We start from the raw sequence: 12996 nt of genomic DNA, 5'->3' as shown, positions 1-12996 counted from the left end.
GTTACATCATCTTCTAAAACAAGGCAGTAATCTTTTTGGGAGCTATAAAACTTTTCCCACACTTTAACATGACTAAGGTAGCATCCGATTGTTCCTGTACTTAAGGGGTGGCCAAAATTTCGAAAGGTTTGGTAGAGTTCAAACGAGATATGTGAAAAATTTTCATATTTTCCGTCAATAGTTACTATGCGTCTTATATTGAAATCAGAAAATTCTGACAACTTAGGCATTATTTTGTTCCATCTATCTTTGGCGCGATCCAAATTTATAACGTATGTATCGATCATGAATACAACTCTTGGATAAAACACAAACACCGACTACGATCTTATAATAGTTATTTTTTTTTCTAGTCAAAACGGCCTAACAGGAAATTGTCTTTGACTGCATCTATACTCATGCTAAATGAAATTGTTTAAAAGTTTAATTTCATGTGTTAATAATTTTTCTTACGCAAAGATTTCTGAAAGAAGAAGATCGTGTTGCGTTAGGAACCGACGCGTAGAGGATAGGATTAAGGCTGTTTTGCTATCCGACAAAGGGTGGAGCTCGTCAAATTGCTTAGGCTTTTTTGATTGACGATCGTAGAGGAGTATAAGGAAGATCAAAAGTTAATGGTGTAAAGCGAGGGCTCTGTAAGCAAGCTGAATATTTTACAAACAGCAGAACTTATAGCACGTTTGGAAGCCACAACGTATATGAAAGTAAGCGATATCTGTTCTTGAATCCCATACTCCCCCTCACTTTTTTGAAGGGTCTTTAAAAGACCCGAAAGATAGACTATTTTATTAAAAACAAACAACAATGTTTAATGCAAATGAACCTATCATCCTTAATAAATAAGATAATAAAACTATTAGCTTTTCACAATTCCCGCGCAGAGACTTTTAAAACCTTCGTACTTAGTATGATCGATCAGCGAAAGGTTCAGCATCCTGCGATGATCCACAAGATGCACTCTCCACCTTCAATAAAATCCAAGCTTGAACGCGTCAGGCGTTTTTTTAAAGGACAAGTAATTGATTCTGGACTCTTCTCAAAAGCCTTGATATCAAGCATTTTGGAGCAAGTTCCTAAAATGCGTTTAATGCTCGATGGCACCAATTGGAAGTTTGGAACGCAGAATATCAATTACCTCGTACTAGCTGTTAGAGTTGGAAAGATTACATTTCCTTTGTTTTGGAGCATGCTTGATCACCAGGAAAATTCGCACACCCAAGCACGCATCAGTTTATTAAATCAATTTTAGGAAATCTTTGGGGGCGATTAAATTTTCTCCTTTTCAGCTGATCGCGAATTTGTGGGCAAAGATTGGATCACTTATTTGTGTGACTGATTTGTGTGACTACAAGATCCCTTTTTTTATCCGTATAAAAGATAATCCATTGGCCAACTTCGGCACCTCTAAAAAGCCTTTGAAGGATTTTTTTACTCACCTAAATACGGACGAAAGCCGCCATCTGTAACATGCTGGATGATCCTAGGGGGGTATCGTAGGTAAAAAGATTAAAGATGAGCACCTTGTCATTTGCTTAAGATAAAGACCGGGTGATAAAAGCCTACAAACAAAGATGGGACATTGAACGGCTGTTCAGAACTATGAAAACGCAAGGGGTTAACCTTGAAAATACCCCTATGAAAGATTTGGGAAGACTTTCCAAACTTATGACCATTGTCGCTGTTGCTATTGTATACGCTTTTATAACGGGCCTTACACAAGAAATTGCTTACAAAAAAACAGTCAGAGCTCCTTTGTATTCATACTTCACAAGGGGACTCAGGTGGATCAAAGATAAACTCTTACTCTTTGATTTCAGCGATCTTTTAAACTACCTGAAAAAAAGTGAGGGGGAGTATGCTTGAATCCTATGGCTGCGATTTAAGGCAAGACGTTGCACGCCCATAACTTTTCATTTAAAAAGCTAGCAGCACGGCCCACAAAGGCAGCCAAGCAGGAAGCGTTTATTCAACGGCGATGACAACACCGCCGGATGTTTGGTGATGGCGCCCCCCACCATGGCAACGAAAATCACCTGTCAGGCACCCCCATGACACGCATGAACCTGATGGGAGTGACGCACATGCGCCCGACGGTGGTATCCTTAAAAACCTTGAAGATGCTTTTTGATCAGCTGAAAGACGCTTATCCAAAGGCGCCTAAAATTCACCTGATCTTGGATCAAGGCCCCTACAAGCAAAGACCTCCAAAAAGCAGAAAAAGAAAGGGGGATTGAGGTGCATTATTTCCAGCCCCAACCTGAACCCCATCGAAGAATGAACATGTTGCGCAATAATCGATTTTTCGTCCCTGCCAAAAAATTTTGCAAGAGTATGCTGCAATTTTTTCGACCAAACCTGGGACACAACATCGCCATGGATCTTGTCGACCATGTCAATGACAATTTTCAACGCATTAGTCCAACACTTTCAGTTTGATTTGGTATAGAACGGTCTAATTTGAAATGGTATACATACTCCTACTTGAAAGCAATATTCAGGCGTTTTCCTGCTCAGTAGGAATCTGGAAGTCCTAAACATCTTGTAAAAGGTTTATTTCTGGTTAAGTGGGGCTCTATTTTTATACTCTACCTCACAATAGTAATGCCAACTTAATGTTTTAATAGAAAAAACTTTTAAGAAAAAATTTATAGAATATGCCATAACTTAAATACTAAGAAAAGATTAACGTGGTATAATTTACATATTGTGCGCGCTATATTTATCCGTAAATATTAATTTAAGCCTCTATATATTTTATTTTCAAACGATTAGTTGTGCCTAGCCCACTTACACAAAGCGTGATACATTGTATTTATGTAAATTAAATACTTTTGTATGACTGTGAAAATTAAAGCATTAAAACGATGGGGACAGCATTTTTTAAAAAATTCTGAAGTGTTGGTCACCATTACAAAAAGAATAGAAGAAATTCAATCTCGAAGCAAACTGAATGCTATTACAGAAATTGGTCCTGGATTAGGTGCGCTTACTGATTATTTACATCCTTTGTTTTCTCAGTATTGTGTTATGGAAAAAGATCAACGATTTTCTCAAACTCTTGAACGGTATATCCCTGCTTTGCATATACTTTGGGGAGATACATTAAAACAAGAATGGTATGAATGTCCAAAAGGAATTTTGGTAGGGAATTTACCTTATAATATTAGTCTTCCAATTATGTTAAGATGGCTACGATACAGTGAACATTTTCCAGAAGCAGTGTTTATGGTACAAAAAGAAGTGGGAGCGCGCGTAATGGCTGTTCCTTTTACAAAAGCTTACGGACGTCTTTCTGTTATGATGCAAAGCGTAGCTCAAAGCCAATTAGTGCTAGAGTTAGGTCCTGAATGTTTTGTTCCATCTCCAAAAGTTTGGTCTTACGTAATACATCTTAGAAGAAACACTAGAAAAGTAGATTTTGATATTTTAGAGTTTGTTTTGAAGCATTGTTTTTCTCAACGCAGAAAAATTCTTAAAAATTCTCTGATTAATTTTACAAAAATTTTTCCAGAACAGTTAGTAAAAGATGGGCTAACCAGTGTAGGCGCTTCTATGCAGGATCGCCCTGAAGCTCTAACAACCGATCAATACATAAAATTTTCAGAGTATATAAAAAAAAGTGGTAGTTTTTTTGAATCTCAAGCAAAAGAGAATTAAAAAATATAAAAAGGAAACGAGTATGTGGAAAAAAATCAAAGAAAAGTTATACAATGGCGCTCAAGGATTATCTGAAAAAATTCAAACCTGGTTTGGCGCTCCTGTTTCTCATAAAGAAGATTTAGAAGATTTGTTACTGGAAGCAGATTTTGGCATGGACGCTTCCACAGCATTAGCAAATTATGTTATTCAACAACGCCCCACGAATTGGACCAACGCTGTTCATTTACTAAAAGAGCATCTTTCGGGATTGCTTAAACCTTACGAAGCGCACTTAGATGCAGAGCGCTCTTGCGCATCTAATCCATGGATTGTCGTGTTTTTAGGTGTTAATGGAGCTGGAAAAACCACAATTTTAGGAAAATTAGCACATCGTTGGCGTCATAAAAGGGTTCGATGTATCGCTGCCGATACGTTTAGGGCTGGTGCTCAACGTCAATTAGAAATTTGGGCTCAGCGTGCTAAAGCAGAAATCACAAAAATAGAAACATTAAGTACTGAATCTGATTTTTTTAATACAAAATCAGTGCGCTCTAAAGATCCTGGAAGTTTAGTTTATCAAGGATTACAAGATGCTCAACGCAACAATAATGATGTTATTCTAATTGATACTGCTGGAAGACTTCCTCATCGTAGCGACTTAATGGATGAGCTAAAAAAAATTCATCGCGTTATTACAAAATATTACGGAAGTAATTCCTATACCTTAAAAACTTTACTGGTATTAGACGGAACCACAGGGCAGCATATGACCACCCAAGTTTCTTCTTTTGAAAAAATCCTTCCGCTATCTGGAATGATTGTTAATAAAATGGATGGTACCGCTAGAGCTGGGATGTTAGTTTCTTTAACCCAAACTTTTAAGCTGCCAATATACGGAATGGGAGTTGGGGAAGGTATAGAAGACTGGGTAAATTTCGATGCAAACTTTTTTTCAGAAGAACTATTTTCTATGGAGAAAAGTAACCTTTTTTAAAAACAAAGTTCAAATACTAGTTATTCCAGTTGTAAAGCGTTAGTAAATAATTGGCGAGTTCTAGATATCGTAATGCTCCTAAGCTTTTACAATCATAGAAAATTATAGGCTTCCCATGAGAGGAAGCTTCTGCTATTTTAATATTTCTTGGAATTTCAACAGGTAAAACAAGATTTTTAAAATAATCTCGTACATTTTGAGCAACTTGTTGATTTAACAAACAGCGTTTATCATACATTGTCAGTAGAATTCCTAAAATTTTCAAAGAAGAATTAAACGTCTGTCGTATAGTCTGTATATTTGCTAACAATCGACTAAGTCCGTCTAATGCATAAAATTCACACTGCAAAGGAATTAGTACAAAATCACAAGATACTAAAGCGTTTAGAGTTAATAATCCTAAAGACGGCGGACAATCGATAAAGATGTATTGATATTTGTTTTTTAATTCTTCTAGTGCAATTGTTAAATATTTTTCTCTGTCTAAAAATGGAACTAATTCTATCTCTGCTCCAGCTAACTCATTGTTAGATCCTGCTAAATCTAAACAAGGAAGAAAAGTTTTTGAAACAACTTCAGTGAAAGGCTTTAAGTGAAGTAACGCTTCATATACTGTGTATTTTAAATTTAAGTTTCCAATACCAGTAGTTGCATTTCCTTGAGGATCAAGATCGACAAGTAACACCTTGTGTTCCACCGCAGCAAAAGCTGTCGCCAAATTAACTGCTGTCGTTGTTTTTCCGACCCCACCTTTTTGGTTCATAACACAAATAATTTTTGTTTTTTTCATATATTTTCCAGCCTTTGTTTTTTTTAAGCACATATTATTTTTCTATTCTAAAACTTTTGTTCCACGTAGAACAATAAAAAATCTTTCCAACTATCCAAGAAAACCCTACCCAGCTTAGTACAAAAAAATGAGAAAAAATCCCGAAAAAAGTAATATAAATAATGAGTAGATAAACGCACAAGCCAAAAGTCACAGAGGAAAATGGGCGAAGATAAGCATCTAAAATTTTTACTCCTATTGCCGCAAGCAAAACGCTTGATACGATTATTCCCGAACACCCAAAGCATAATTTCAAATCTAACCAAAGGCAATGGGTGTGACAAGGAACAGTGTTTATTACTCCTTCTATGTTTTGATAAGATATGGCGGAAAGAAGAATTTGAAAAAACTTTCCAATTCCCATTCCAAACCAAAAAACTTGATCGCTTGTTTCATTAAAATGACGCCAAAATACCAATCTTTCATAAAAACTTGTATTCAAAGTTGCAATTTTTTTTATAATTTTCAACTGAATAATCCATTGAAAAATCAAAGTTACACTTCCAGCAGCTATATTCCATATGCATTGAGAAAGCCAAACGGTTGTTTTAGGATAAAATAAAAACAAATGCCTTAATGCTACAGCAAAAAAAATCGCTATAATTCCTAAACGACATTGGAAGTAACCATTGAGAAAAATTAAAAATCCAAAAATCCAAAAGGCGTCTTTTTTATAATTGTTGTCAATTAACCACCAAAAAAAAGGCATTGTTACCATACTTAGGTACATAATACGATGTTTGGCATTAAGCCCAAAAATAAATGTCCCTATCTCTAAAAAATTTATAAAAAATACAATACAAAAACTCAATAAAAATAGAAGTAAAATTTCATTTTTAGAAAAAAAATTTAATAAATGACAACCGGTTTTTAAAGACCATGCCAAAATTTTTCGCCAATTCAAGACGCACAAACTAAAACTTAACGGAAAAATTAAAGATTTTAAAAACCAGTAAGGAGCTGGATTTTGAATGTACAGCCCATCAATATAGCTAAGAAACACTAATGCAAATCCAAGCCAAAGTATCTTTGTTGAAAGAGATTCTTTACTAAAACATTTATGAATCGGTATAATCATTCCTACCACTCTTCCCACATGAAAAATCAAAGTACCATACCCTAAAACATCTAGTGCCCATATTCCAAGAAACAATAAGAATACCCCCCCTCCTTTTTCAAAAGAAAAAGAATGAAAAAAAAGGAAAATTCCAAGCGCCGATACTAATGAAGTAAACGTCAATTGGGGAAATATCAAAGTTGCTAAATATCCTAAAGATCCCAAAGTTAGGTGTAGCCTGTCTTTCCAGGTTAGCGCGCTAATCTTCTTGAATATCATCTTGGCGCTCCATGTTTTCCATAAATAACGTTTTTGGGGTGGTTTTTGCCATATATGCAGCATGTTCTTTAGAAAAACCTAAACATTCCAAACTAATTGCCGCCATTTGCAACCCAGATTCCAAAGCTTCTGGATAAACTAAAAATATACTGAGTCCTTGAAAATGTTGAGCTTGCTGGGCACTTCTCACGTGAACTGCTATGTAAAGCTGAGGAAATTTAGCGCGGATATTGCGTACTAATTCTACACAAGTACTAGAATGACCAAAAGTTAGCAATAAAATTTTTGCCTCTCCAACACCTGCTTTTTTTAAAAATTCTACATTTCGTGCTTCACCATGCAAAATTGGATATCCCAAAGCTTTTGCTTTTTCTAAGCGCACAATATCGTAATCAACCACCAGAAAAGAAATAAAATTTAACTCTAAAGCCAAGGCAACGGTTTGTCCCACATGGCCAAAGCCAGCTAAAATAACATCTACTTTGTCTCTTTTTTTGTGTTCTTGAGAAAAAACTCCTCGATGTTCCAGAAATTTTAAAAAATAGCGCGTTACTGAAAATAAAATTGGCGTTAACATCATAGAACAAAACGTAATCCCAAAACCAATCTGCTGTGTTACAGGAGAAAAATAATTTTTAAAAGCAGGATTTGTAATAAGAATAAATAAAAATTCACTGCTTCCTGCAATCAATATTCCTAACTGTAAAGAGGCATTCCAGGAAAATTTCCATATCCTACTTAAAAATAACATGACAAACAACTTAGCTAAAAACATCCAAGTAACACCGTAAGCAATCCATTGTGCCTGTTCTAAACAAGTTTTAAGATTTATTTGCATTCCTGCCATAAAAAAGAAAAAAGCAAAAAGGATAATACGAAACGGATGTAATTCATCGTTTAGGTGATGACGCCAAGATGTACTAGCAATACTCACTCCCGTTAAAAACGCGCCGAGTTCTGAAGATAGTCCAAAATGGTGAGTAATAAAGCTTCCTGCTAAAACCGTGATAAATATGAAAGCAAGACCGATATCTCTTTGATTGTACCGTCTCATAACGTACTTACATAACCAAGACACTAAAATAACCCAAAGCCCTGACAGTAGAGCCCCGACACACCAGTTCAAAAGATTAATCCATAGTGGTGCTTTTTGCATATCAATCCCAAGATAAGCAAACATTCCAATAACTGCTAAATCTTGGAATAATAAAATACCTAAAGATACTCGTCCTACTGTACTGGTAAGTTCAAATCGCTCAGAAAGAATCTGGATAATGACTGCCGTGGAAGAAAAAGCTAAACTTAGGGATAACAAACCTAAAAATAGCGTATCTTGCGTATTTAAAATAGGTTGAATGTACAAAATTCCTGAAATAACTAAGGCACACAAAAAAACTTGTGCTACTCCTACACCAAAAATATATCGTCTTAACGCAATCAATCGATGCCAGGGAATTTCTACACCAAGTGTAAACAAAAAAAGGCTTATTCCGAATTCCCCCAAATAAAGCAAAAAGTTGCTCGTTTCTAGATAGTTCATTCCACTGGGACCAAGAATCATACCAGTGATTAAATATCCTAGAATTAGATTAATTCGTAAACTTTTGCACACCACAAAGGTTACTAGCCAAGCAAACAAAAGTACCAAAAGTGTATGAGGTATGATCACAGTCTTAATTTAACTTTTTTATATGTAGTTCCATTTTAATAAAAAAGTCAAACAAATCAATATTTTTCAAAAAATAATGTTTTGTTAGAAAAAAATGTAAATTATTTAATATAAAAATGTTAAAAAGCGACGTAAAAAGAAACAAAGTTTTAGGGATTGACAGTGCTCTGAAATATAAGATATAGTGTTCGTAAGGAGAGATGGCCGAGCGATCAAAGGCAGCAGACTGTAAATCTGCCGACACAAGTCTACGTAGGTTTAAATCCTACTCTCTCCAGAACATGCGGATGTAGCTCAGTGGTAGAGCTCCAGCCTTCCAAGCTGATGGTCGTGGGTTCGACTCCCATCATCCGCTCCGTTTGTTAAAAAATTTTACTTTTTTAGTTTCCTTTATCTTTAGAAAATGTTTGGAGTATTCTTTTTATTTAGTTTTTAACTTCTTATCTTATGAAAATACAGAAGTTTTTTAAAAAAAATCGAAAGCTTTTTTTGTTTTGGTTTTTTATTTTTTTCAGTTCTCCGGTTTGGGGATTTGTTTTTGCTGAAGTTATCGTTTGGTATTTTTTTGGAAGTTTTTTTACGATTTTATCCCCTAAAAGATATAGAGCAAATATTTTTTTTTATAGCAAACGGGGATTAGATATCGCGGTAAGCGGAACAATTTTGCTTATCATCGCTCCCTTTTTTTTAGGAATGATGTTATGTAATTGGATTGTTCTAGGATCTCCAATTTTCTTTGTTCAGCAGCGTATCGGGCGATATCAGAAAAAATTTTGTATTATTAAGTTTCGTTCTATGTGTCAAAAAAATCCTTCTGGAGTCTTGATGAAGCCTGAAGAGGTGGAAATTTCTTGTTACGGAGCATTTATCCGTTCTTACAGTTTGGATGAGGTTCCTTCTTTATGGAATGTTATAAGAGGAGACCTGAGTCTCGTAGGACCAAGACCTCTGGTTCCAGAATTTATTAATGAACGAGTTCCTTTACAGCGTCATTCCGTACGGCCAGGACTTACGGGGCTGGCTCAAATTAAGGGAAGAAATTTTCTTAGCTGGAGCCAAAAGTTTTCTTACGATCTTGAGTATATTCAGCACCAAAGCTATACCCTAGACGTAAAAATTTTATTGTATACTCTTAGAATTTTGTGTTCTGGAGAAAATTCTCAGTTAGCTTGTGAAGAAAATTTTTTTCCTTAATGTGAATAAAGTGCGAATAAAGTGCATATCAAAATCTTATTTTATCTAAAAAAATTTTTAAGTGTTTGGAAAATTTTTTTTCTATTCCAGAGGGGGACTAAAAAAATAAAAACTTTCAATCCCTTTACATATCCATCCAATAAATGAACTTTTTTGTTATATATTTTGTCGAGTGAGGTATGCGTTAATGTAAAATTTCTAAAATTAAGAAGCTTTTGTAAATTTTCTTACTTCTTTTCTTAAAATTTTCAAATCTCCTTAAAAAATTTTTATTGACGAATCTGAAACGTAACACCATTTCCGTTTTCTGAAAGTTTTCCAAAAATCTCTTCTCCTTCGTGCAGTTTGTCCTCTAAAATTAAAGTGGAAAGAGGATCTAAAACTCTACGCTGAATAATTCGTTTTAAAGGACGCGCCCCGTATTCTGGTTCAAACCCTTCATTGGCTAAAAATTCGATAGCACTGTCATCCAGATGCAGCCTTATGTGCTTATTGCTTAATAACCGATGAACATTGTCTAACTGAATACGTACTACCTGATGCATATGCTGTTCTGTAAGTTTATGAAAAAACAAAATATCATCTAAACGATTTAAAAATTCTGGTCTAAACGTGTGGCGTACCACTTCCATTACCTGAGAGCGCGTCTTAGAAGAAAGATCAGAACTTTTTTCCTGCATCATGTACTGACTTCCTAAATTTGAAGTCAAGATCAAAAGCGTATTGCTAAACCCAACCACGCGTCCTTGACTGTCTGTCAACCGGCCGTCGTCTAAAATTTGAAGGAAAAGATTAAAAACGTCTCCATGAGCTTTTTCTACCTCATCTAATAAAATAAGCTGATAGGGACGTCGACGTACACTTTCAGTAAGCACTCCCCCTTCTTCATAGCCTACATACCCTGGAGGAGCCCCAATTAATCTTGATACTGAATGTTTTTCCATATACTCAGACATATCAATGCGCAGCATGGCCGTTTCATCATCGAATAAAAATTCTGCTAGTGCTTTTGCAAGCTCTGTTTTTCCCACTCCAGTGGGTCCCAAAAATAAAAAAGATCCTATAGGACGTTTGGTATCGGCTAATCCCACTCGTGCACGACAAATTGCCCGACTGACCGCACAAATAGCTTCGCTTTGTCCCACAACTCGCTGACGTAACAAATTTTCCATTTGCAGTAATTTTTGACGTTCTTGCGTTAAGATTTTGTCAATAGCCACCCCTGTCCATCTTGAAACTACTGCTGCGATATCTCCTTCAGTCACTTCTTCTTTTAATAGAGCATGAGAGCTTTTTTCTCGTTCATCCCTAATCCGAGATTCTAAATCTGGAATAGTACTATACATTAGTTTACTCGCTTTTTCCCATTGGCTTTCTTTTTGTGCCTGAATAAGATCATTACGAGCTTTTTCCAGATCGGTTTTCAGAGTTTTCACACTATGCAAAGCAGTACGATCTTGTTCCCATTGTGTGCTAAGAATACGGCTTTGTTCTTCTAAATTCTCTAGTTCTTTTATACATCCTTGTAAACGCGTCTTTGCTGCAAGATCGTTTTCCTTCTTTAAGGCTTCTTTTTCGATGCGCAACTGAACAATCCGACGATCAATTTCATCTAAAGCTTCCGGTTTAGAATGCACCTCCATACGCAAACGACTTGCCGCTTCATCAATTAAATCGATAGCTTTATCTGGCAAAAATCGATCGTTGATGTAACGATCTGATAAAGTTGCAGCACTGACAAGTGCACTATCAGTAATGCGCACGCCTCCATGATGCAACTCATAGCGCTCTCTAAGCCCTCTTAAAATAGAAACCGTTTCTGCCACAGAAGGTTCTTCTACGAAAACCGGTTGAAATCGTCGCGCTAAAGCTCCATCTTTTTCAATATATTGGCGATATTCTTTTAGAGTAGTTGCACCAATACAATGCAGATCTCCTCGAGCTAATGGAGGCTTCAACATGTTAGAAGCGTCCATTGCTCCATCAGTTTTTCCCGCCCCCACCAACGTGTGAAGTTCATCGATAAATAGAACGATATCTCCCTTACTGTGCTCAATTTCGTCCAAAACAGCTTTTAATCGTTCTTCAAATTCTCCACGAAATTTACTTCCTGCCAACATAGCCCCTAAGTCTAATGCCATAATCCTCATATTTCTTAAAGTATCTGGAACATCACAAGAAGCAATACGTTGAGCCAATCCTTCCACCACAGCAGTCTTTCCTACTCCTGGCTCTCCAATAAGCACAGGATTGTTTTTGCTGCGCCGAGACAAAACTTGGATAGTTCTTCGAATTTCTTCTTCTCTTCCAATCACGGGATCCAATTTTCCCTGCTGGGCAAGTGCGGTTACATCCTTTGTGTATTTTTCTAACGCATCATAATGTGCATCAGAAGAAGCGCTATGTGCATTACGTCCTTTTCGAAGTTCTTGGATACTTTTTTCCAAAGCTTTCATATCAATTTTGGGAGAAAGATCTAAATCTAACACCTTAAGCACACCATACAATAAAGCCTGAACCGTGACAAAAGTATCTCCTATTTTTTGGGAAAATTCCTGAGCTTCTTTCAACGCCTGTAATAAAGAAGACCCTGCACTACATTGTCCCCCCTTTGCTGAAGGCATCTTTTTTAATAAACGCTCTAACACCGATTTTACTTGATTTGCATTGATAGAAGCGGACTGAAGCAAAGACGCCCCCACACCTTGAGCGTCTTGAATTAAGGCAAAAGCTAAATGTTCTGCTAAAATTTGAGGATGACTATTTTGGATCGCTATAGATTGCGCTTCTTGAAGAAACTCCTGGGCTTTTTCGGTATAATGCTCAAAATTCATTAAAAATTTCCCTCTACAACTATCGCTTCATTCAAAGAAAAGTATAGAAAAAAACCGTATAAAAATCAATATCCTCAACAAGTTACTACTATAAACACAAAAAATGAATATTTCTCAATGAAAAGACTAAATCCTAAAAAAATTTATAAAAAAAACAATTACTATTCTAGAAAAATTAAATTTTAAACGTTTCTTCACTAGACCTTTTCGGAAACTGATGTTTGATCCCATAGAATTATGGAGTATATTATGAAGACAATAATGAAGACAATAATTCATGGAGGAAAAGTTTATGAGACAAGTATTACACGCAAATGCCAGAACGACTGAGGCACTCCGTAGAGAGAAATAGTGAAGAGAGCATAGCAAAAGCAGCTATACTATTTAATGTTAATCCAAAAACAATTATCAAATGGAAGAATCGAGAAGATACAAAAGATCTCCCTATCGGTCTTAAAAAGATCAAATCTACTGTGCTTTCAGAGTCTGAAGAAGAAGCAA

13 protein-coding genes, 2 tRNA genes and 1 pseudogene are annotated in these 12996 nt (G+C 35.9%); 10 read left to right on the top strand and 6 right to left on the bottom strand.

The window, feature by feature from the left end:
* A partial coding sequence (locus tag HE1_RS03360; RefSeq protein ID WP_162480271.1) for a glycosyltransferase family 25 protein occupies positions 1–287 on the bottom strand: 287 nt, incomplete at its 3' end.
* A 118-nt stretch (positions 288–405) separates the two neighbouring features.
* Here HE1_RS03360 and HE1_RS08875 point away from each other — a divergent pair.
* The 4 genes from HE1_RS08875 (at position 406) to HE1_RS03350 (ending at position 1863) form a co-directional block, all read left to right on the top strand.
* Entirely contained in the window at positions 406–579 is a 174-nt protein-coding gene (locus tag HE1_RS08875) for a hypothetical protein (RefSeq protein WP_162531232.1), read from the top strand.
* Between the two features lie 232 nt (positions 580–811).
* Positions 812–1249 (top strand): hypothetical protein, encoded by a 438-nt coding sequence (locus HE1_RS03355; RefSeq protein ID WP_052567296.1) that lies wholly within the window; start codon positions 812–814, stop codon positions 1247–1249.
* A gap of 7 nt (positions 1250–1256) precedes the next feature.
* Positions 1257–1466, top strand: a complete 210-nt coding sequence (locus HE1_RS06505) for a hypothetical protein (protein ID WP_052567294.1) — start codon at positions 1257–1259, stop codon at positions 1464–1466.
* A gap of 82 nt (positions 1467–1548) precedes the next feature.
* Positions 1549–1863, top strand: coding sequence for a transposase (locus HE1_RS03350; RefSeq protein WP_035544731.1), 315 nt, complete (start codon positions 1549–1551; stop codon positions 1861–1863).
* Between the two features lie 294 nt (positions 1864–2157).
* Here HE1_RS03350 and HE1_RS07255 read toward each other — a convergent pair whose 3' ends face one another.
* On the bottom strand, positions 2158–2409 hold the full coding sequence (locus HE1_RS07255) for a hypothetical protein (RefSeq protein WP_174795834.1): 252 nt from the start codon (positions 2407–2409) through the stop codon (positions 2158–2160).
* 426 nt (positions 2410–2835) lie between these two features.
* On the opposite strand from HE1_RS07255, the gene rsmA reads away from it, so the two are divergent.
* Both rsmA and HE1_RS06500 read left to right on the top strand, forming a co-directional pair.
* Positions 2836–3657, top strand: coding sequence for a 16S rRNA (adenine(1518)-N(6)/adenine(1519)-N(6))-dimethyltransferase RsmA (rsmA, locus tag HE1_RS03345; protein WP_035544728.1), 822 nt, complete (start codon positions 2836–2838; stop codon positions 3655–3657).
* Positions 3658–3679: 22 nt separating this feature from the next.
* The gene (locus HE1_RS06500; protein ID WP_162480269.1) at positions 3680–4633 is read left to right on the top strand and encodes a P-loop NTPase family protein; all 954 of its coding nucleotides are present in this window, start codon (positions 3680–3682) and stop codon (positions 4631–4633) included.
* Between the two features lie 16 nt (positions 4634–4649).
* Here HE1_RS06500 and HE1_RS03335 read toward each other — a convergent pair whose 3' ends face one another.
* From HE1_RS03335 to HE1_RS03325, 3 genes are read right to left on the bottom strand one after another with little or no spacing between them, the layout of a single operon-like run.
* Positions 4650–5423, bottom strand: coding sequence for a ParA family protein (locus HE1_RS03335; RefSeq protein ID WP_035544738.1), 774 nt, complete (start codon positions 5421–5423; stop codon positions 4650–4652).
* A gap of 34 nt (positions 5424–5457) precedes the next feature.
* On the bottom strand, positions 5458–6798 hold the full coding sequence (locus HE1_RS03330; RefSeq protein WP_006289975.1) for a hypothetical protein: 1341 nt from the start codon (positions 6796–6798) through the stop codon (positions 5458–5460).
* Positions 6779–8467, bottom strand: coding sequence for a cation:proton antiporter domain-containing protein (locus HE1_RS03325; protein ID WP_035544724.1), 1689 nt, complete (start codon positions 8465–8467; stop codon positions 6779–6781). Before HE1_RS03325 ends, HE1_RS03330 begins: the two co-directional genes overlap by 20 nt.
* 194 nt (positions 8468–8661) lie before the next feature.
* Between HE1_RS03325 and HE1_RS03320 the strand changes: the two genes are divergently transcribed.
* From HE1_RS03320 to HE1_RS03310, 3 genes are all read left to right on the top strand, one after another.
* Positions 8662–8744, top strand: a tRNA-Tyr gene (locus HE1_RS03320).
* A gap of 6 nt (positions 8745–8750) precedes the next feature.
* Positions 8751–8822, top strand: a tRNA-Gly gene (locus tag HE1_RS03315).
* Between the two features lie 134 nt (positions 8823–8956).
* On the top strand, positions 8957–9661 hold the full coding sequence (locus tag HE1_RS03310) for a sugar transferase (RefSeq protein ID WP_162531231.1): 705 nt from the start codon (positions 8957–8959) through the stop codon (positions 9659–9661).
* Positions 9662–9930: 269 nt separating this feature from the next.
* On the opposite strand, the gene clpB is transcribed toward HE1_RS03310, so the two are convergent.
* A complete protein-coding gene (gene clpB, locus HE1_RS03305; RefSeq protein WP_035544722.1) occupies positions 9931–12495 on the bottom strand; it encodes an ATP-dependent chaperone ClpB in 2565 nt (854 codons plus the stop codon).
* 314 nt (positions 12496–12809) lie between these two features.
* Between clpB and HE1_RS08870 the strand changes: the two are divergent.
* Positions 12810–12996: pseudogene (locus HE1_RS08870) on the top strand (IS481 family transposase); the annotation flags it as partial.

Origin of the sequence: Holospora elegans E1, from assembly GCF_000648275.1 — a bacterium.
GTDB classification, from domain to species: Bacteria; Pseudomonadota; Alphaproteobacteria; order Holosporales; family Holosporaceae; genus Holospora; species Holospora undulata_A.
This window is presented reverse-complemented; position numbering and strand designations above follow the sequence as displayed.

Coding starts and splice junctions, on each gene's coding strand:
- rsmA (WP_035544728.1), top strand. CDS start 2,836: ATGACTGTGAAAATTAAAGCATTAAAACGATGGGGACAGCATTTTTTA.
- HE1_RS08875 (WP_162531232.1), top strand. CDS start 406: ATGAAATTGTTTAAAAGTTTAATTTCATGTGTTAATAATTTTTCTTAC.
- HE1_RS03355 (WP_052567296.1), top strand. CDS start 812: ATGCAAATGAACCTATCATCCTTAATAAATAAGATAATAAAACTATTA.
- clpB (WP_035544722.1), bottom strand. CDS start 12,495: ATGAATTTTGAGCATTATACCGAAAAAGCCCAGGAGTTTCTTCAAGAA.
- HE1_RS03330 (WP_006289975.1), bottom strand. CDS start 6,798: ATGATATTCAAGAAGATTAGCGCGCTAACCTGGAAAGACAGGCTACAC.
- HE1_RS06500 (WP_162480269.1), top strand. CDS start 3,680: ATGTGGAAAAAAATCAAAGAAAAGTTATACAATGGCGCTCAAGGATTA.
- HE1_RS03335 (WP_035544738.1), bottom strand. CDS start 5,423: ATGAAAAAAACAAAAATTATTTGTGTTATGAACCAAAAAGGTGGGGTC.